The organism is Vibrio sp. 10N.222.47.A9, from assembly GCF_963872585.1.
Classification (GTDB): domain Bacteria; phylum Pseudomonadota; class Gammaproteobacteria; order Enterobacterales; family Vibrionaceae; genus Vibrio; species Vibrio splendidus.
In genome coordinates, this window is sequence record NZ_CAWNBB010000029.1 from 194,379 (window position 1) to 212,536 (window position 18,158).

The 18,158-nt window shown below is 42.0% G+C and carries 18 protein-coding genes and 3 pseudogenes; 7 read left to right on the forward strand and 14 right to left on the reverse strand.

What is annotated here, in order from left to right:
• Positions 1-82: 82 nt before the first annotated feature.
• The 8 genes and pseudogenes from AACT19_RS08230 to AACT19_RS08265 all read right to left on the reverse strand — a co-directional run bounded on the left by AACT19_RS08230 (position 83) and on the right by AACT19_RS08265 (position 8,570).
• On the reverse strand, positions 83-340 hold the full coding sequence (locus tag AACT19_RS08230) for a hypothetical protein (RefSeq protein WP_076645968.1): 258 nt from the start codon (positions 338-340) through the stop codon (positions 83-85).
• 201 nt (positions 341-541) lie between these two features.
• Positions 542-1,006 (reverse strand): thioredoxin-dependent thiol peroxidase, encoded by a 465-nt coding sequence (gene bcp / locus AACT19_RS08235; protein WP_076645969.1) that lies wholly within the window; start codon positions 1,004-1,006, stop codon positions 542-544.
• 118 nt (positions 1,007-1,124) lie between these two features.
• On the reverse strand, positions 1,125-1,613 hold the full coding sequence (locus tag AACT19_RS08240; protein WP_076645970.1) for a bacterioferritin comigratory protein: 489 nt from the start codon (positions 1,611-1,613) through the stop codon (positions 1,125-1,127).
• Positions 1,610-3,813: pseudogene (locus AACT19_RS08245) on the reverse strand (site-specific integrase). The gene AACT19_RS08240 and the pseudogene AACT19_RS08245 overlap by 4 nt, the downstream one beginning before the upstream one ends.
• Positions 3,814-3,826: 13 nt before the next feature.
• Complete coding sequence (locus AACT19_RS08250) at positions 3,827-6,187, reverse strand: hypothetical protein (RefSeq protein ID WP_076645971.1); 2,361 nt, start codon at positions 6,185-6,187, stop codon at positions 3,827-3,829.
• A 1-nt stretch (position 6,188) separates the two neighbouring features.
• Positions 6,189-7,592 (reverse strand): tyrosine-type recombinase/integrase, encoded by a 1,404-nt coding sequence (locus tag AACT19_RS08255; RefSeq protein ID WP_076645972.1) that lies wholly within the window; start codon positions 7,590-7,592, stop codon positions 6,189-6,191.
• 90 nt (positions 7,593-7,682) lie between these two features.
• Positions 7,683-8,015, reverse strand: a pseudogene (bcp, locus tag AACT19_RS08260) (thioredoxin-dependent thiol peroxidase); the annotation flags it as partial.
• 12 nt (positions 8,016-8,027) lie between these two features.
• Positions 8,028-8,570 carry a glycine cleavage system protein R gene (locus AACT19_RS08265; RefSeq protein ID WP_076645974.1) on the reverse strand — a complete coding sequence of 181 codons (543 nt, stop codon included), beginning with the start codon at positions 8,568-8,570 and terminating at the stop codon, positions 8,028-8,030.
• A gap of 374 nt (positions 8,571-8,944) precedes the next feature.
• On the opposite strand from AACT19_RS08265, the gene dapA reads away from it, so the two are divergent.
• Both dapA and bamC read left to right on the forward strand, forming a co-directional pair.
• Complete coding sequence (dapA, locus tag AACT19_RS08270; RefSeq protein ID WP_004734279.1) at positions 8,945-9,823, forward strand: 4-hydroxy-tetrahydrodipicolinate synthase; 879 nt, start codon at positions 8,945-8,947, stop codon at positions 9,821-9,823.
• A gap of 49 nt (positions 9,824-9,872) precedes the next feature.
• Positions 9,873-10,919 (forward strand): outer membrane protein assembly factor BamC, encoded by a 1,047-nt coding sequence (gene bamC, locus AACT19_RS08275; RefSeq protein ID WP_017079433.1) that lies wholly within the window; start codon positions 9,873-9,875, stop codon positions 10,917-10,919.
• A 168-nt stretch (positions 10,920-11,087) separates the two neighbouring features.
• Here bamC and AACT19_RS08280 read toward each other — a convergent pair whose 3' ends face one another.
• The 4 genes from AACT19_RS08280 to AACT19_RS08295 all read right to left on the reverse strand — a co-directional run bounded on the left by AACT19_RS08280 (position 11,088) and on the right by AACT19_RS08295 (position 13,610).
• Positions 11,088-11,297: a DUF2897 family protein gene (locus AACT19_RS08280; protein ID WP_004734277.1), complete on the reverse strand. Its 210-nt coding sequence runs from the start codon at positions 11,295-11,297 to the stop codon at positions 11,088-11,090.
• Between the two features lie 8 nt (positions 11,298-11,305).
• A complete protein-coding gene (locus tag AACT19_RS08285) occupies positions 11,306-11,980 on the reverse strand; it encodes a M15 family metallopeptidase (RefSeq protein ID WP_076645975.1) in 675 nt (224 codons plus the stop codon).
• A 46-nt stretch (positions 11,981-12,026) separates the two neighbouring features.
• Complete coding sequence (dapE, locus tag AACT19_RS08290) at positions 12,027-13,163, reverse strand: succinyl-diaminopimelate desuccinylase (protein ID WP_017090166.1); 1,137 nt, start codon at positions 13,161-13,163, stop codon at positions 12,027-12,029.
• Between the two features lie 99 nt (positions 13,164-13,262).
• The gene (locus AACT19_RS08295; RefSeq protein WP_017079437.1) at positions 13,263-13,610 is read right to left on the reverse strand and encodes an ArsC family reductase; all 348 of its coding nucleotides are present in this window, start codon (positions 13,608-13,610) and stop codon (positions 13,263-13,265) included.
• A 205-nt stretch (positions 13,611-13,815) separates the two neighbouring features.
• Between AACT19_RS08295 and AACT19_RS08300 the strand changes: the two genes are divergently transcribed.
• Positions 13,816-14,103, forward strand: a complete 288-nt coding sequence (locus AACT19_RS08300; protein ID WP_004734273.1) for a winged helix-turn-helix domain-containing protein — start codon at positions 13,816-13,818, stop codon at positions 14,101-14,103.
• Between the two features lie 135 nt (positions 14,104-14,238).
• On the opposite strand, the gene AACT19_RS08305 is transcribed toward AACT19_RS08300, so the two are convergent.
• Together AACT19_RS08305 and AACT19_RS08310 are read right to left on the reverse strand one after the other, a co-directional pair.
• Positions 14,239-14,571: a DUF4156 domain-containing protein gene (locus AACT19_RS08305; RefSeq protein ID WP_017084124.1), complete on the reverse strand. Its 333-nt coding sequence runs from the start codon at positions 14,569-14,571 to the stop codon at positions 14,239-14,241.
• 12 nt (positions 14,572-14,583) lie between these two features.
• A complete protein-coding gene (locus tag AACT19_RS08310; protein ID WP_076645976.1) occupies positions 14,584-14,928 on the reverse strand; it encodes a DUF2956 domain-containing protein in 345 nt (114 codons plus the stop codon).
• A gap of 109 nt (positions 14,929-15,037) precedes the next feature.
• On the opposite strand from AACT19_RS08310, the gene AACT19_RS08315 reads away from it, so the two are divergent.
• The 4 genes and pseudogenes from AACT19_RS08315 to AACT19_RS08330 all read left to right on the forward strand — a co-directional run.
• On the forward strand, positions 15,038-15,499 hold the full coding sequence (locus AACT19_RS08315; RefSeq protein ID WP_076645977.1) for a DUF2919 domain-containing protein: 462 nt from the start codon (positions 15,038-15,040) through the stop codon (positions 15,497-15,499).
• A 65-nt stretch (positions 15,500-15,564) separates the two neighbouring features.
• Entirely contained in the window at positions 15,565-16,488 is a 924-nt protein-coding gene (locus AACT19_RS08320; RefSeq protein WP_076645978.1) for a Dyp-type peroxidase, read from the forward strand.
• A gap of 122 nt (positions 16,489-16,610) precedes the next feature.
• Positions 16,611-17,744: a flagellin gene (locus AACT19_RS08325; protein ID WP_076645979.1), complete on the forward strand. Its 1,134-nt coding sequence runs from the start codon at positions 16,611-16,613 to the stop codon at positions 17,742-17,744.
• A gap of 297 nt (positions 17,745-18,041) precedes the next feature.
• Positions 18,042-18,158: pseudogene (locus tag AACT19_RS08330) on the forward strand (flagellin); the annotation flags it as partial.

Sequence of the window (18,158 nt, forward strand, 5' to 3'; positions counted from 1 at the left end):
ATTATAGTTTCAGCGTTTGAATCTTTAAGGACTACAGTTTGATTTACATTCTCAATCAGTGGTTCCGTCTGGTAATCAAATTCTACACTTTTTTTTTTATGACTTTTTGAGATATGCCTCCATCAATATGGCTTTTATTAATCTTGAGGTGTTGCTCGTTGCTATCAGTTTCTGAAGCTGTTTCTATTTCTTGCTCTATATTCCCAATTACTTTGGTGTCATCAATTTCATTTTCTTGTTTACTATCTGCTTTCTTCTTGATGAAGAGATAGCTAACTCCAGCAAATATTATAGAAGCGACTATACTTGCGAGAATAGAGCCAAACGTGAAACCTTCCATTCTTAACACCAAATCATGTGGAAAATCATATGATAGCAATTGCATTTCTTACTCACAAGATTAATTATATTTTAGAGGAGATCCTTCTCTAGGTGACGCTCCTCTATCACTCAGGTTCGGTTAGATGTAAATTGGCACATATGAGTTCCATTGTATATTTAAATCCAACGTTGCCTAAGTGATAAGGAGTCGATATCTAAATCACTTATTATTTAGGTGATCAAGAACAACTTCGTGATGATCTTTTGTTTTGAATTTGTTAAATACGTACTCAATTTGACCAGACTCATCAATTAAGAAACTTGTACGGACGACGCCCATGTTTTCACGCCCCATAAATTTCTTAAGTTGCCAAACTCCGTATTTCTCACAAACAGCATGGTCTTCATCTGCCAGCAAAGTAAAGTTTAGCTCTTGTTTGTTAGTGAAATTAGTAAGCTTTTTAGGTGTGTCAGGACTTACTCCTAGAATAACAACGTTGTGAGAATCAAGCTCTGCTTTAGTGTCACGCAACCCTTGAGCTTGGACAGTACATCCTGGTGTGGAAGCTCGTGGATAGAAGTAAAGTAGCACTTTCTTTCCTTGTAGCTCTGATAGAGTGATTGGGGTATTGTCTTGGTTATTTAGTGTAAAGTCTGGTGCTGCTTGTCCAGCTTCAATTGTCATAATCTTGTCCTTGCTTTCTTAGTCTAACTACTGAGTAGCGTGGTGAGCCACGTCTTGTTCAGAGCATTTTCATCGATATCTAGCTGTTATGTCTAGTGATTGAAGCAAAGATAAACGATTAATCTCGGAAGTTGCCTTTGATAACGTTGTCTGGCCTCGAACTAACTACTTTATCCATTGCGCTTTCACGTAGACTTTTTGGTAGCATTTCCATTAGCTCTTGTACCACCTTGATACTTATCGCAACTTGTGTCGCTAAAGCTCGTTCACTTTTTCTTGATTCCGAGAGATACTTGCTTTTTAGTTTTTTTAGCTTTGTTTTTTCTTGTTTTAATCGGTTGATTTCATCTTTTAGAACATCGACTTCGCTTGAAGCGCTATCACTATTTGCAATCTTTACGGTTAGCGTACAGTCTTTTACCATAGCCTTGATGTCAGGGTGATTTCTCAGTGAGCCAACAGACAAGCCTGCTTCCTTTTCGACAGTGTTATTGTTGATTTTTAGCTTACCTTCTCGGGCTTTTTTCCTCAGCTCGCGGTTTTCGGGCTTACCCTCTAAAAGTCGTTCTATGGCTCTTAGTAGCTTGCTCTTGGTTGCTTGTGTCATAGATCAGTTACTCCGAAAGGTATTAGCAGAGCCTTTACTTCCTGTGGTATTTTAGCAGGCTCATAAATTATATCTAAGTCACTCATGATACGCTCGGCTGCGGTAATTTTGATATATGCTTCACTTGCAGTCTGTGGTGTTAATTCATCATGCTCAATATCCCATAACATATTGATTTCAGCCTCTTTGCGTTTAGCTTCTGCAAAAACAGCATCGACTATGTAATCGTTTTTACAGTCCACACACTCTAAAAGGTTGACTTGTGTGCGAAGACTACAGCCTGTTGAGGTACAATAAACACCAGGTGCTACCGCATGAATGTGACGTTTTTGATCTCGGATCTGTTTTTTCCAGTAATTGAACGATAGCATGTCACCATCGACTTTATCTTTGAACAGGTTTTGCTTAGTCTTCATCATGTTTTTGGCAAACTCTTTTCCTTTGCCGCCAACGACACGTTCTTTATTCGCTAGTTTCTTATAGATGTTTAGATAGACCTGCGCTTTTTGATCAATCCTTTCTTCATCAATGGCGTAAGCCAAGCTTTGTTTTTGCTTTCTGATTTTTTGGAATTTATTGGAGTTCTTGGCGTAATGTCTTGTCATCGCCATCGATACATGGCTGAACTGCTGCTTAAGTTGTGGAAATGCGCAAAGCTCATACCCGATAAGATAGTAGGCAAAGGAACGGCGAAGCTGATGTCTGAGAACTTATAAGTATCCCCCACGTTAAACGAAAGGTTAGGGTCGGATACTTTCAAATCAATCACATCGTCATCGGTTAGTGTAAGCTTTACCTCTATAGTGCTTTCAAACCAATCGGTAATCTGGTGACTGAGTCCGTTTTTAGTAATCGCACCGAGCTCTCCTTTTACCTTATGGAAAAATGCTTTGCTATCGGGGTGAAGCTTTCTAAGTGGTTCATGTAAAGCCTGTAGTATTTCGTAAGCCTTTTTGCCGACCTCTGTTGTGACAAATTCATCTTGTGTTGACTGAGACCCTCGATTGGTCTTTGAGAGATCAGCAAGGATAATATGAATGATTTGCTTGCATATGGTTTCTTTTGAGCATCCATTTGCGGTATGAAGGTGAAATATTTCATCACAGCGCATACCCGTTCGAGACATTAACGCCCATAGGCAGCCACCGTTAAGATGTGTAAATAGTGACCGTGCTTCTCCGAGGCTAGTTACCATCCTATTACCAACCCTCAATGTTCGGTCAGAATAGAAGTGGTTGATGTAGTCAGATCTGATAGCGGGCTTATGCTTATAGAGTAATTCAAAGGTCGTTGTTTGTGAGGGAGATTTTAGTGCCAGAAAGGCTTCTTGAAAGGCGATGGCTTTTTGTTTATCCGTTCTATTTGCTTTACTTAAACACCATATAATTTTGCCACTTTCAAACCTTGCCCCATCGCTGGTAAGATATTTGGCATAATCTTGATAGATTTTATCTGGGTAGGTAGCAATGTAATCTGATAGCTTTCCTAAGTCATCACGTAGCGGGTATAACTCGTTAACTAAAGCTTCTGATCTTTGTAGTCCCAAGTAATACAAACGCTGTGGTATAACCATATATTGCTTAGCTTCTTTAATCGCTAAGCCAAAATCTGATGGTGCTAACTTCTTAGTAAGGTAGACGTTGAACGGTAGGCCTTTTGCTTCAGTGTATAGCTTATTGAGCGCTACATAGATCTGCTCCCTTTCAAAGTCGATATCGGTGAATTCGCTTAACACCCAAGATTCTAATCGGTCAAAATTTAAAAGCTCAAAGCTATTGCAACCTTCATTTAAAAGAGGCAATGTGAATTTTTTTAACACGGTAACAGTGTTGTAAATGGTTTCCAAAGAATAGTCTTTCGGAGATATCCATATCATCTTTAAAGCGAGCGCTTTCAATTGGTTTCGAAGGTTGCGCTCCATCACCTTTCTATTAAGCATGAAGTCTATTGCTAACTTTTCTGTAGTATTAGGTTTAAAGAATGCATGAAGGTTTCGCCATGCATCATTATCCCCAATTTTACCCAGTGACTCGCCAGTTACGTTAAAGCCGATATCTAGTGTTTCAAATTTATCCCAATCACCTGTTTCAATCGCTGGCTTTAATACATCGTTCAGGTAATTTGTGTGGTTGCCAACGTTATTTTGCGCAGTGACGATTGCATTTTGTCTGTCAAGGTCATGCTTAGGTAGTTTTATCATAGTAAACTCCCAATTAACGATATAAAGCTAAAATGGCGTGATTCATTGATACCCGAGGATGACGCCCATTTTTGTTAAACAACGCAATGGCTTCTTCGTAAACATCTTGACTTGCTCCGTCTAGGGTGAACTCAAAAACGTATATCTTTTCATGAACTTGCTCTTTTTCATTAGGATATTGATCTACAGCTTCTTTCAGCACATCGATGAAGGAGATAAGTTTATAGATAGCTTGAACTTCGTCTACTGCTCTAGCTGACTGACATTTGTAGCACATGTCGTACTCAGTACACGGTAATATCAACTTCATTGAGTTATTGGTTTCGCGCTGCGTATTTTTACCGTCCATAATGCTTTGCTGCCCATTACAATGAACGCCATTTGGATTGGTTTTGGCTTTTTCGTGCTGTTGTTTCTTTCTCCATTCATCATGTGCCAGCATTGTAATACCAAGTCTGGTTGTAACCTCAGATTTTGCTTGACCTAAGCTCTTGTCTTCACTCAAATTCTGCATGACTTGTATTGCTTGCGAGATAATGATTTTGTTGAGTCTCGGATCACCATTGGCGTAATGCTTATCAATGGTTTGAAGAAGATTCTGAAGTAGGCTCTGAACGCTGCCTTTACCATAATCAGTGTATGTTTGGTTGCTGGTCATTTCTCTCCAGCGGCTTGACTGAAGTGAGATGAAGTACTCATCGGGCGCAACTGACCATGTAGACATGAGCATAGAGCTGAGAGGGTTAATTCCGTCCCAGTCTTTAGGGGGTTGCTTCTCATGACCTCGTTTCAATAGGAGTCGATCATACTTACGAGGTTGTTTATCCGCCAATTCTGTCGCGAATTGCTCAATATCTTGGATTAACGTCTTATCCGAAGCTGGAATAGAGAAGCAGTAGCTGTCACCATTTCGGTATTTTAAAGAAACACGGATATTGCCGTTGGAGTCTTTCTTCGAGTAAGAAATTGGCAGAAGAACACCTTTAAGTGGTAAATCTGTGAAACACGATAAAATGCTGTACGCGGTATTGGTTGCGCCTAGTGTGGCTTTAGTTTTTGAGCATGGGCGTGTTATTTTACTCACGATAGCTCTACCAAGCTCATTTGTTTCTTTATTGAGCTTGATAAAATATTGTTTTCGATAGTTATAAAACAGTTCTCTAAGCCATGGAATAATGGATGTGCGAGTGGGTGAGAGTAGATTTAACTCCATCACTAAATGATTATTTAATTGTATCAAATTAAACGAGTCGCCTTTCTCCCCTTGGTCGTTGAGCGTGAAGAGTAGCTCTGAGTCTTTTTCGTTACCATCGCAGTATAGTGCTGAAAGTGTCTCAAGGGTTTTAATAAACTTTACTCCATCTCGCTTATCAATATCGAAATCGAGAGTTTGATTGGTAAGAACTGCGTCTACTTTTATGTTTGATCGAGCTTTAAAGCTCGATACCTTGATTACCTGTAAGCTTTTATCCCGTTCATCAGTATGAATCGTAAGAGGATGAGTGATTTTCCTTACGTCGGTATCGTTCAATGAGGTAAAAAAGCACATTAGATGATAAGCCGCTCCCATCACCATGTTAAACGCTGCGGAATGATTTATAGACGTGCCATTTCTGCTCTGAGTATGTGTTTGGGCTTGGAGAGAGGTTTGAATTGAAATAACTTCTTGGTGTCCTCCCAAATCAATAACAATAGGTAGTTTTTCAGGTAGTATGAGATTTTCTTTTTTTGCCACAATGAGCTGTGGAGCTAAGGTAAAAAATAACGTACTTAACCTAGATACAAGAACTTTTTCCTCCTCATCAGAATAGCCTTTGTTTGGTGTCTTTCCCCCAGAAAACCCTCGGTGTAGTGTCTTCCACGAATTAGTGGGTAATCCGCACCATGATAGGGCTGTACGAAGGTTTGAAGTAATATGAGCTGCTGAGGATTCTTTGATACCAAGTTCGTCGCCGTGATTCATTTCCCATATTTTTTTTGATGGGCGGTACATTTTCATACGGTGTCGTAATTCACCATCATTGCCAGCGAATTTTAGATAGCCTTCCTTTGAAAGTGGATTAACGTTTAGAGTGTCGCAAAATATAATTAAAGCGCGTAATGCCTCGTAACGTCCCGTGACTGATTGTGCTGATTGTCCATTATCAACATACTTCTTGGCTTGTTTACAAAAGCTTCTTAAGTAAGAAGCACGGCTTTCAACTTTATTGTTATTAATACTTGCACCAATGTGTAACAAATGCGAGATATCAAACTCGCCTATCTTTTCTCTTGTTTGTTTAGAAGGAATAGTTAAACGAAGTGGAACGACATTTTTACTATTTCTAACATGCTTAACCGTTTTTGAGTTTTTAGCGAGTGGGCTCTTTGCCATGCTACCACCCCTTGTTTATCTTGATGTTTTTGCTCTTTGCGATTCTCAATTGGTCATCAAGCTTATTCATGAACTTAATGTATTTTTCAGTCGTTGAGGTGCTCGAATGCCCCATCAGCAAGGCTAACTCATCCATTAGATAGTCATAGTCAACTTGTCGTTTCCGAGATTCATTCCAAAGCCAATCTGTTGCGTAAGTTGAGCGCAGGTCATGGATTCGGTAGTACCAGCTGGGTTCTATGGCTCGGATGTGTTTTCTCAGTATGCCAAAGTGGACTTCCAGAGTATTCTCTGTGTAAGGTCGCCCTTTGTTGGAAATAAAAAGGTACTCGCTAGTGTCTCGTTCTTGTTTAGAGTCTGTTATCTCTTTTCGTCGAGTTAGGTTCTTTTGTCGCTGATTACATTCCTTGTATATCTCTAACTCTTCATAAAGTGCGATAGGGATTTCAACAGTGCGAGGTTTACTGCCTTTGGTACGTGTAATGCGAATAGGTACGACTTCTAGGCCACTGTAACCTTTGTTACCAACATCACTAGTAGGAAAGTGAGTGGCCTCGTCAATCCTAAGCCCTGCCTCTTCACATAGCCTCAACATCAGACAAATGGGCTTTGGTAATTTATCTATGTACTGATAGAAAAGTTCTTTGTGATCGAACGACATGGGCTTCAATTTTTGATAAGTAGGTGTTTTATCTCTCTTTGGGAACATCTTCATGATGTTTGACATTTCATAGACCCGCTTTTCACCAGACTTTGTATGAGCAAGCATATCGTACTGGTTGATGCCGTCCTCATAACCTTCAACCTCGGTGAAGTGTGTCAATATATGCTCATCATCATTTTTGAGGTAACCGTATTTTTGCATCCACTTATAAAAGCTGATAACAGCGCCTATATAGCTTTTTGCAGAGCTAAGCGAATATGCCTCTTTACCAGTCGCACCTTTTTTAGCACGACAGTTTGCCAAAAGGAACTCTGCAAAGCGCCAAGGCGCCCCTTCTTCTTCATACTTGGTCAGAGTTTTATAAGTTAAATACTCAGGTGGAATCTCAGTCCCATCTTCATCAAGTTGAGAGTAATGAGTTGAGTCTAAATACCGAGTAAAGGCTAGTAATCCTTTGGCTATCGAATCTGTGTTCTTGACGGCTCCTTCACCTCGCAATTTTGATACAAGGTAAAGAGATTGTGGATAAACAACATTTCCATCTGGCGAAATGACAATGTCTGTTTTCTTGAAGCGTGATTGAAGATTGGAAGGTGAAAGGTAGGGTGAGTAGGTCACGTCACCAGAATCAACATTGATGCTCTCTTTAAGTTTTAGCTTTGCTAATGTATCTACCTCTATGGAGAGCAATCTGAAGTCATCATAGAGATCGGAGTTTGTTTCTTCATGTCTTTCAATCACAAAATAACCCTCAATATGTTACTCACATATCAAAGGTAGCTCGTCATAAAAAACAATCAAGGTTCTTTGTCATTAAAAAAAATCAGGGGTAAATTTCTTCTCTCCCCAAACGCCAAACTGTTCAGCAACGCTGTGGTCTTCATCTGATAGCAGTGTGAAGTTTAGAGATTTCTTCTCGACGAAATTTGGTAGGCGTTTTACTGGATCAACACTCACACCTAGAACAACCACATTTAGGTCATCAAGCTGTGCTTTGATATCACGCAGGCCTTCAGCTTGCACAATACAACCTGGAGTCATTGCTTTTGGGTAAAAATAGAACAGGACTTTTTTACCTTTGAAGTCACCAAGAGATACGATATTGCCATCTTGATCTGGAAGAGAAAAAGCAGGTGCTGGAACACCAGCCGTTAGCGTATTCATGATATTTCCTTTTTAAAAACTGTTTTTGATAAAGTTGAGCGAGCCTTGGACTGATAGGCTCTGACACAGCGAATCGAATTCTTCTTGTAGCTGCATCAAATTACATTCTGATTGCACAGAAGCGGTAATAGAGATATGGAATTGGTCGTTGTCGAGCTGAACTTTAGATTTATTGATGGTTCGGGCGCTCAGCGAGTCGAGTCCTATGTTGCGGTCAGCAAAGAACTGAGTGAACTGCTCGGTAAGGCCGATTTTATCTTCTGACTCAACGAACACCTCTACTGTGTAAGAGTTCTCAATAACATCATGAGTTGAGGTTCGCTTCATAATCGTAATCAAGTCGTGCTCTTGTCCAAGCAAGGGCAGGGTGGTTTCAACGCGGGTGATGTTGTTTGCCTTTCCAGACAGCAGCATGATAAGCGTAAATTCTTCGCCAAATAGAGCGATACGGCTATCAATAATGTTACAGCCTGATTGGGTGACTAAATGAACCACTTGGTTGCATACACCTGGGCGATCTGTGCCCACAGCTGTGATTACTAGATGTTGAGTCATAAAATCACGTCTCTTTATATTCCATTGATTCATGCATGTTAGCACAGTTAGCTCGTGGAATAAGCGTGCGTACGGGGCTTTTTATGAGGCACCTTGCTTCTAACATGCAACCAATGATAAGAATATCGAGCGCGTTAAAAAATGTGATTGAGCTATGAGAGCACAGCTTACTTGTTACTGACATCCAGTGCTGTGCTATCCGCTAGATTGAGCGCAGGTTACCCAAATTCTCGGTAGAACGCCGTTAGAAGTCGTTTTACCTCAAACATACGACAATATTTAATGCAGATGTTGCCGGTAAGCCACTTTAATGTCTTGTGTTTATTGATTGGCTTACAGTAACATGCAAAAAGAATAAATTAAGGGAGATAGACATGTTTTCAGGAAGTATCGTTGCGCTAGTTACGCCATTTAATACAGATGGTGAAGTGGATTTCGACAGCCTTAAAAAGTTAGTTGAGCACCATGTTGCTGCAGGTAGTGATGGTCTGGTTGCGGTTGGCACAACAGGTGAGTCTTCAACACTCACTATTGAAGAGCATGTCAAAGTCGTCAATAAGATCGTTGAATTTGCTGATGGTCGTATTCCCGTTATCGCTGGTACAGGTGCAAATGCAACTCACGAATCTGTTCTATTCAGCCGTTTGCTGAATGGTTCTGGTATTGCTGGTTGCCTGAGCGTAACGCCTTACTATAACAAACCGACTCAAGAAGGTTTGTACCAACACTACAAAGCGATTGCTGAAGTCAGTGACGTTCCACAAATCCTATACAATGTACCAGGTCGTACTGCTGTAGACTTGTTACCTGAAACGGTTGCTCGCCTTGCTGAGATCGAAAACATCGTTGCACTTAAAGATGCGACGGGTGATCTCGACAGAATTGCAATTCACCGTGAACTTTGTGGCGAAGATTTTATCTTACTAAGTGGTGATGACTTAACAGGTCTAGAATTTGTTAAGCGTGGTGGCGATGGCGTGATCTCTGTAACAAACAATGTTGCAGCCGCTGATATGGCAACCATGTTCAAGTTAGCGAAAGAAGGCAAGTTTGAAGAAGCAGAAGCGATCAATGAGCGTTTGATGCCTCTACATAAGAATTTGTTCGTTGAGTCCAACCCTATTCCCGTAAAATGGGCGGTTCATAAAATGGGTCTGATTGCTGAAGGTGGCTTACGTCTACCGTTGACTGAATTGTCAAAGCCAGCTCAACCCGTTGTTGCTCAAGCAATGACTGAAGCGTGCATTTACTAAAAACGTATGAAGTGATGCCGAAGTGAACCTTCGGCATTTAGGAGTATAAATGAAGTATTCTCACCAGCTAGTGATTGGATCACTGGCTGTTTTCGTTCTTACAGCATGTTCTGGCAGCCCGACTCAACGTCGCCAAGCCAAAGATGATTTCGAATACTTAGAAACACCTGAGTTTTCACAATGGCAGCTGCCTGAAGATGCTCAACCTCAGTTCTATCCAAATTTTGACATCCCAAGCGGTGAGTTCAGTGGTGGTACAGGCCGTGAAGTGGATATTCGTCCGCCGCAACAGGTTCTTGAGCTGATCCCAGGTGCTCGATCTGAGCGTCAGAATGGTGAAGTGACACTATGGCTTCTTCGTGCTGAAGAAGCAGACCGCGTGTGGCAAACGGCTGTAGATATGCTGGCACAACGTGGCATTGGTATTCGTGAACAGTCAGAAAACGATATTGAGACCGATTGGGTTACTTGGGTTTCTGAAGATGAAGAAGTAGAGATCGGCAGTCGTTACTCTATCTCTCGTTTCCAAGCGAACAACCGCCATGGCTTCAAGATCAACCTTATCGATTGGCGTGAAGGCTCTGAAGAGAAGCCGGTATCGGCAACCAATAAGGAGCGTTACAACGCGTTCTTAACGAATCTAGTGATGGCTAAGTACGATGAAAACCTTCGTGCTGAAGCAGCGTTGAAAGCGCAAGAGTTGGTTAAACGCATTCCAATCTCAATGGGTGCTGACCGCAGTGGCTTCCCTGTGATCATTGCTCGTACTCCATACAATGTATTGTGGCAGCGTTTGCCTACCTTGCTACCGACGATGGGCTTTGAGCTTGAAGAGCGTAACCAGTCTCAAGGTACTGTAAAAGCTAAGTATGCTGCGCCAGATGATGAATTCTGGGAAACAATTGGCCTACAACCCATTGATTTGGCTCCAGGCACTTACACCTTCTTGTTTGGTGATCTTGGTAACCGTACGTCAATTAACGTAACGGATGCATCAGGTAAGCCAGTAGAAGAAGAGCTACTGAAGTCAATGGTACCGGTATTAGCACATGTTGCTGACCAAACCAAAGATGACAAAGAAGCTGATGCAGAGTAAGTAAAACTGAGTGAGCATAGCTGAAAAACCACAGAGTAAGTCATATCAGCCCTGTGGTTAGCTAAAGCCAATAAAAAAGAGGACACATTGTGTCCTCTTTTTTTGTATTCGTTGATTAGTCGTCAGCGGATTATTAGCCAATTAGATTGGCTCCTTAGAGCTACAAAATTAAGCGTCTTTGTTGTCCGTAGACTCATCTTTTTGAGCTTTCTCTTGGTTCTGTTTATCCAATTGATTGAGCTTGTCTAAGTCTTTCTCTGTTTTGTTACGACCAGTCAGATCCATATTGGCGGTCTGTTTGAGCGCAGCAATATTACCCACCACAACACTAACCACGATGATGATGATCACCCAAGGGTTTGTAAGCCACTCCAACATATGCGCTCCTAATGACTGATATTCGCCACGAAGCGCGCATAGATCTCGTCTAGCTGCTCCATAATAATCTCATACCCTAATATTGGCTTAGATTGGAGTTGCTTGCCAAGTAAAGAGGGAGATAACTGTGATAAACACAACTCCGATACTTTTCGATGGCTGATATGCCATGGTTCGATCGCCACACCGCCGAGGTCTTGGCTGTACGGAAAGAAGAACCCAAATTGAGATGCATTAGCATAAAGCCATTGGTAAAACGCTTGCTGGTGGCCAGTAAGGTATTCCCATGGTTCCAGTTGCAGCTGTGTGCCTTCAGGCAAGTGATTACGAGCAAAGACATCAAAGTCACAACCCCAATGGTGACGACTCGCCCCAGGCAGTGCAGACCACCTCAGTATCGCTGACAACTTTTGCTGTTCACTGAGTCTTGAAGCATCAAGTGTTTGGCTTTCTGAGTCTAATATTGGTGCTTCACCAGAAAACTTACGGTTCCAAATCAGAGATTGCCTTTCATAGTCGCGAAAGCCACTGGCAATCTCCATTTTAAAGCCAGCGAGTTGAGCAGCTTCAATCAAACTGTTTAGGTCATCTTTGACATTACTGTGAACCAAGAAGGTTTTACTGCCAATGAGGCTAGGTTCTAGATGAGAATCTGATTGTCCGGTTAGCTGCTCTGGTGTCATAACGCGTCTCTCAATAATTAGATGCTATCAATCGCTGATGAAAGAACTATTTAGCGAACAGGTTCACTAGCGTTCTCTCATACATGTCGGTTAGCTTCTCTAAGTCAGCCACTTTCACGCATTCGTTAACCTTGTGAATGGTGGCATTAACCGGACCTAACTCTACGACTTGCCCTTTCATGCGCGCAATAAAGCGTCCGTCAGATGTACCACCTGTAGTCAGTAGTGCTGGTTTTACGTCATTAACGTGGCCAACGGCATCAACAATAGCATCAAGCAGTGAGCCTGCGTCTGTTAAGAACGGGTCGCCATTGAATGTCCATTTCAAATCGTATTCGAAATCATACTTGTCGAGCGTATTTGTGATTCGTTCAACGATGATGTCGTTGTTTAATTCTGTACTAAAGCGAAGATTAAACTGAACATTAAATTCACCAGGAATGACGTTTGACGCACCCGTGCCCGCACTTACATTTGGGATCTGGAAGCTGGTTGGTGGGAAGTAGTCATTACCTTTGTCCCACTCGGTAGTAGCCAGTTCGTTGATCGCAAGCAGAGAGCTGTGTACTGGATTGTTCGCTAGATGAGGGTAGGCAACATGACCTTGTGTGCCTTTAATCGTGAGATCGCCAGTGATAGAACCACGACGGCCGTTCTTCACAACGTCACCAACATACTCAGTACTTGATGGTTCACCAACAATACACATATCGATGTTTTCACCACGGGCCATTAGTGCTTCCACAACACGTACCGTACCGTTGATGAAAGGACCTTCTTCATCTGACGTGATAAGGAAACCGATTGAGCCTGTGTGGTCTGGGTGTTTAGCAATGAACTGCTCGACTGCAACGATCATTGAAGCCAAAGAGCCTTTCATGTCTGCCGCGCCGCGACCGTGTAGGAAACCATCTACGATAGTCGGTTCGAATGGTTTGGTGTGCCACTGCTCAATCGGGCCAGCAGGTACAACATCGGTGTGGCCTGCAAAGGCAAATAGAGGCGCCTCTGTACCACGGCGAGCCCAAAAGTTCGTCGTATCTTCAAATACCATCACTTCGATTTCGAAGCCGAGTGCTTTTAAGCGTTCAATCATTAAATCTTGGCAGCCTGCATCTTCAGGGGTTACTGATTGGCGGCTAATGAGGTCTTTTGCCAGAGCCAAAGTTGGGCTATCTGTCATCCTTGAATTCCTTGTTTAAATAAAACGTCTAGTCATTAATTTTTAGGGCGCTGATTTAATGATCAACGTCCAGTAGTCTGTCTATCTAAATACAGTGCTCTAAGCAAAAATAGCGGCGTATTGGTCGGCTTTAAATCCGATATGAAGCTTACCGTCTACTTTTAGTATTGGTCGCTTAATCATTGCTGGTTGTTCAACAAGCAGAGTCACGGCTTTGTCTTCCGTTAATGTATCTTTCTGTTCTTGTGAAAGTTGGCGATAAGTCGTACCACGTTTGTTCAATACAAGTTCCCAGCCAAGTTCTGAACAGAAGGTCGTAACCAACTCTTCAGTGATGCCTTGTTTGCGATAATCGTGAAATTCGAACTTGATCCCTTCAGCTTCGAGCCATTTCTTTGCTTTTTTAATGGTGTCGCAGTTCGGAATGCCAAACATAGTGATAGTCATTGTTCTTCCTTTGGGTGATTTTATTTCGTTGTTATGAGTTGAATCCTATCAGGAAGCTGCAATTCAGACAAAATAGAGTGAGGAATATTTCATAGAGTGAAAAAAAACAGTAAGAAAATGTCACTATTGGAGACTTATTGATCAACCTCAACATGTTGTCAGCGAAAAAAGAAATAATTGAGTTGCACATATATAGGAGGTGTCAATGGAGTTGAGTCCTGTTTTTGCAAGGCGGCTATATTTAGCATTGTTAGTGGAAAGCCTTGATAGGCCAAATGTGCCTAAACTCATCGAAAAAACGGGTTGGCCTCGTCGTACTATTCAAGATGTACTCAAGGCGTTACCGGGGATCGGTATCGAACTTATGTTTGTTCAAGATGGGCGACGTCATAATGATGGCTATTACCAGTTATCCGACTGGGGTCCATTTGACAGTCAATGGGTTATCCAGCGTAAAGGCGATATAGCAACAAGCCTTGGATTTAGTGCATAAGCCAGCGAAAGCTGGCTTTCTTTTTTGAAGTAGAAGTAGAAGTAGAAGTAGAAATCGAAATAGAAGAGGTAGCATCTCGCTCATTTGAGTGCTGAGCTGTCTAACTATGTTTCTACCTACTTATACAGTTTCTACCTACTTACACAGATAGGCAGTGCCCAACATAGTCACGGAAGTGGAAAAGTCTTGGGGAAGTGTAAATATCACGGTATCTGCACCTAACTCAATCGTATTTGACTTGAGCTCATTCATCGCGCCCTGAATCAAGGTGTCATTTGGGTAAAACAGGTAACTATACCAATGTCCCTCGCTGCCAGTGACTTCCCCTTTATACTGACATTTATCGATATTAATCACGCCATGGTAATCCATTTGCACGTTGGCAGCTTCGCTATGAGGCGTTGATGTCGGTGTCGTGCAACCGAGTAACACGCTACTCATAGCCAAAGCGATTAATTCCTTTTTCATACGCTTATCCTGTTATCTCATCAAATAAATCGCGAAACCTATCCAGCTTGCGAACAATAATAACCACGGCAATTTACTGGCTTGATTTGATGTTGTTTCATTATTCGAGTCGACATTCTGTTCTTGGTCTTGGTTCGCTTGTAGAGTCTGCTTCTCTTTTTGTACGCGCTTTTTAGCTTTATCGGCTTGGCGGCCACGTTCTTTCTGCTGCTTTTTATAGAGTGCGATGCCTTTCTCGATACCTTGAGCAATCAACTTGGTTTGTTCTTTGGTTTGAGCTGGCTTTTGCGTGGCTTTGGCTATCTTCAGTGCTTCTTGTTGAGATTCAACAGATGGTGTATTAGTTTTCTTTTTCATACTGAGTTCGATAATTAAAACGGATTAACCAATAAGATAACGCAAACCTAGTTAAGTATGAATGATTTGCGTTAAAGTGTTGGTTTGAAAATAAGTGAAAGTGAGATTTGTGCGGTACTCCATAGAACAATACGACAAGCACGGCTTTTTAAAAGCCCCAATCCTATTATGGTTAGGTTGGCTATTTCTGGCGAAAGCTTTGGTCGTTTTCATTGTTGCAGGTGCAAGCCGAGAGTCGGGCACTGATATCCTCGAAATCATCTATCCAGATCATCAAATGTTTTATGTTGGGATTGCATTGAGTATTCCGAGCTTGTTACTCATGTGGTTGTTTGGACTCAGATCACCAGATAGAAAGCGCCTTAATCAAGTGGTTTCATGGGGACGTTGGGTCTCCATGATGGCTATCTTGGCACAAGGAACCCATACACTTTATTTAATCTATTTAGATAACGGATGGTTCCGTTGGTCTAATGCTATCACCCTATTGTTGCTCCTATGGTTAGCGCTTTATCTAACCAATAGCCATGCTGCCAGGGATTGCTTTAAAGTGGTTGAGCACGAAGACTGATTTTCATCAAAACATTTGTCCCATTCACAATTATACTTAGAAGCTAAAAATGAAAGGATTAATCTATGCTTAACACCTCAAATGAGCAGCCTAAAATTCAAAGTGCTATCTTGCCAGAAGCCGGGCCTTTCGCTCTTTATGTTCAACTAAAAGTGAATGAGAACGCTGCTAGCGTATTAGCGGAACTTCAAAAGCTATCGAGTTTAATCGACGAACTAAACCAAACTCAACCAGATGCGAACTTAACGGCATCGGTTGCGTTTTCAAAAGCTTTTTGGGATAAGTTCGAGCAAGCTGCTCCCTCTGATTTGATTGATTTTCCTGCGCTTGGTGAAGGTGATGTCGCTGCACCGAGCACATTGTCTGATGTTCTGATTCATTGTCATTCAAATAGACACGACCTGCACTTCTTTATCTTACGTAAATTGCTATCTGAAGTAGCTGTGGACGTTGAAGTAGTTGATGAAACATACGGTTACCGCTTCCTAGATTCTCGTGACATGACTGATTTCGTTGATGGCACTGAAAACCCGAAAGACGCACAGCGCGCTGAAGTAGCGATTGTGCCTGAAGGTGAATTCGCTGGTGGTAGTTATGTGATGGTGCAGCGTTTTGTGCACAACCTGCCAGCTTGGAATCGATTGAATGTCTCAGCACAAGAGAAAGTGGTTGGCCGCACTAAACCGGACTCTATCGAGCTAGATGATGTTCCAGCTGCGTCTCACGTTGGTCGTGTGGATATCAAAGAAGAAGGCAAGGGTCTTAAGATTGTTCGTCACAGCCTACCTTACGGTACCGCTACGGGCGATCACGGCTTACTGTTCATTGCTTACTGTAATGTTCGTCATAACTTCGATGCGATGTTAGAGAGCATGTACGGCGTGACAGATGGTAAAACAGACCAACTGCTTCGCTTTACTAAAGCAGTGACAGGCGCTTACTACTTTGCGCCTTCGACTGACATGTTGAGTGCATTAACGATTAAGTAAATCACCTCGTATGCAGTAAAGAACGGGAGCCTCAGGGCTCCTTTTTTTATTAAAGTTTTATATGAACTGGTCGATATAAGAGCAATCGTGAGTTTTATTCATATTTTTGTAAGTGAAGGTCTATGGCTATAACTGTTAATACAAATGTCTCAGCGCTAGTGGCTCAGAGAAACCTCTCTAATGCTAATAACATGCTGAATCAATCTTTGGAGCGCTTAGCTTCAGGGAGCCGTATTAATAGTGCAAAAGACGATGCGGCTGGCTTACAAATATCGAATCGATTAGAAGCACAGATGAGTGGCATTGATGTTGCGGTTCGAAATGCTAACGACGGTATCTCCATTATGCAGACAGCAGAAGGAGCGATGAATGAAACCACCAATATCATGCAGCGCATGCGAGATTTGTCGCTGCAAGCGAGTAATGGTTCGAATAGCCAGTCGGAAAGGACGGCTATTCAAGAAGAAGTGACAGCTCTAAATGATGAGTTGAATCGAATTGCTGAAACCACCTCGTTTGGTGGTAAAAAACTCCTTAACGGTAGCTTTGGTAGTTCTTCATTTCAAATCGGTGGCAGTTCTGGTGAAGCGGTGCAGATAGGTTTGAAAAATATGCGTACCGATGACATCAACATGGGTGGTTTTAGCTATGTCGCCAATGGCATGGCAAGTGACTCGTGGGCAGTCAAATCCAACCAGAATGATATGACAATGTCGTTTACCGACCGTTTTGGTCAGCCACAAGAGCTCACCATCAACGCGAAAGAAGGCGATGATATCGAAGAGTTGGCGACTTATATTAACGGTCAAACGGATCTCGTCTCTGCTTCCGTCAATGATGAAGGGCAGCTTCAGATCTATATGTCTGGCGAAGACACTGCAGGCACGATCTCTTTCTCAGGTTCGTTAGCCAGTGAGCTTTCGATGTCGGCGGGTTATTACGAATCAGTCGATGACATCAATGTCACTGATGTAGGTGGCGCGCAGCGTGCTGTCTCTATTTTGGATACAGCGATGAAGTATGTTGATAGTCATCGTTCTGAACTAGGGGCAATGCAAAATCGTTTTGATCATGCCATCAATAACCTTGAAAATGTTCATGAGAACTTGGCGACATCCAATAGCCGAATCAAAGATACCGACTACGCTAAAGAAACCACTCAAATGCTCAAGCAACAAATACTGCAACAAGTCAGTACCACTATTTTGGCTCAAGCTAAGCAAGCGCCCAATCTTGCCTTAACCTTGTTAGGTTAATAAATCACTTCGAATCTTATAAAGGTAATTCAGCTTAACTAAAGCCCTTTGGTTAATAAAAGCACAACTTTTCGCTCGACCAACTTATCGACAACTTTAGCGTTTTTCTCATCTTTTTTTGATAATTTTACTGCCAGTCACGCTTTCTTCCCCTTTCTCTCTATTTCGTTAATTTTGTTGTTTTTTTCCTAAAGGTTTCGGCATTCACGCCGTTATTAATAGTAACTTAGAGATAACTACTTGGTTTTCCGAGACGTCGGAAACCGCTATACCGGAAAATCAATTGGAGAAGTCACCATGGCAGTGAATGTAAATACAAACGTTTCAGCGATGACAGCGCAACGTTACCTAAACAACGCAAACAGCGCACAACAAACATCAATGGAGCGTCTAGCTTCAGGCTCTAAAATCAAC

Bases quoted from the DNA above. Each gene is read 5' to 3' on its own strand.
- AACT19_RS08295 (WP_017079437.1), bottom strand. From the start codon at position 13,610: ATGACTATCACTATGTTTGGCATTCCGAACTGCGACACCATTAAAAAA.
- AACT19_RS08265 (WP_076645974.1), bottom strand. From the start codon at position 8,570: ATGACTCAACATCTAGTAATCACAGCTGTGGGCACAGATCGCCCAGGT.
- AACT19_RS08280 (WP_004734277.1), bottom strand. From the start codon at position 11,297: ATGTTGGAGTGGCTTACAAACCCTTGGGTGATCATCATCATCGTGGTT.
- AACT19_RS08320 (WP_076645978.1), top strand. From the start codon at position 15,565: ATGCTTAACACCTCAAATGAGCAGCCTAAAATTCAAAGTGCTATCTTG.
- dapA (WP_004734279.1), top strand. From the start codon at position 8,945: ATGTTTTCAGGAAGTATCGTTGCGCTAGTTACGCCATTTAATACAGAT.
- AACT19_RS08240 (WP_076645970.1), bottom strand. From the start codon at position 1,613: ATGACACAAGCAACCAAGAGCAAGCTACTAAGAGCCATAGAACGACTT.
- bcp (WP_076645969.1), bottom strand. From the start codon at position 1,006: ATGACAATTGAAGCTGGACAAGCAGCACCAGACTTTACACTAAATAAC.
- AACT19_RS08325 (WP_076645979.1), top strand. From the start codon at position 16,611: ATGGCTATAACTGTTAATACAAATGTCTCAGCGCTAGTGGCTCAGAGA.
- bamC (WP_017079433.1), top strand. From the start codon at position 9,873: ATGAAGTATTCTCACCAGCTAGTGATTGGATCACTGGCTGTTTTCGTT.
- AACT19_RS08305 (WP_017084124.1), bottom strand. From the start codon at position 14,571: ATGAAAAAGGAATTAATCGCTTTGGCTATGAGTAGCGTGTTACTCGGT.
- dapE (WP_017090166.1), bottom strand. From the start codon at position 13,163: ATGACAGATAGCCCAACTTTGGCTCTGGCAAAAGACCTCATTAGCCGC.
- AACT19_RS08310 (WP_076645976.1), bottom strand. From the start codon at position 14,928: ATGAAAAAGAAAACTAATACACCATCTGTTGAATCTCAACAAGAAGCA.
- AACT19_RS08285 (WP_076645975.1), bottom strand. From the start codon at position 11,980: ATGACACCAGAGCAGCTAACCGGACAATCAGATTCTCATCTAGAACCT.
- AACT19_RS08230 (WP_076645968.1), bottom strand. From the start codon at position 340: ATGGAAGGTTTCACGTTTGGCTCTATTCTCGCAAGTATAGTCGCTTCT.
- AACT19_RS08250 (WP_076645971.1), bottom strand. From the start codon at position 6,187: ATGGCAAAGAGCCCACTCGCTAAAAACTCAAAAACGGTTAAGCATGTT.
- AACT19_RS08300 (WP_004734273.1), top strand. From the start codon at position 13,816: ATGGAGTTGAGTCCTGTTTTTGCAAGGCGGCTATATTTAGCATTGTTA.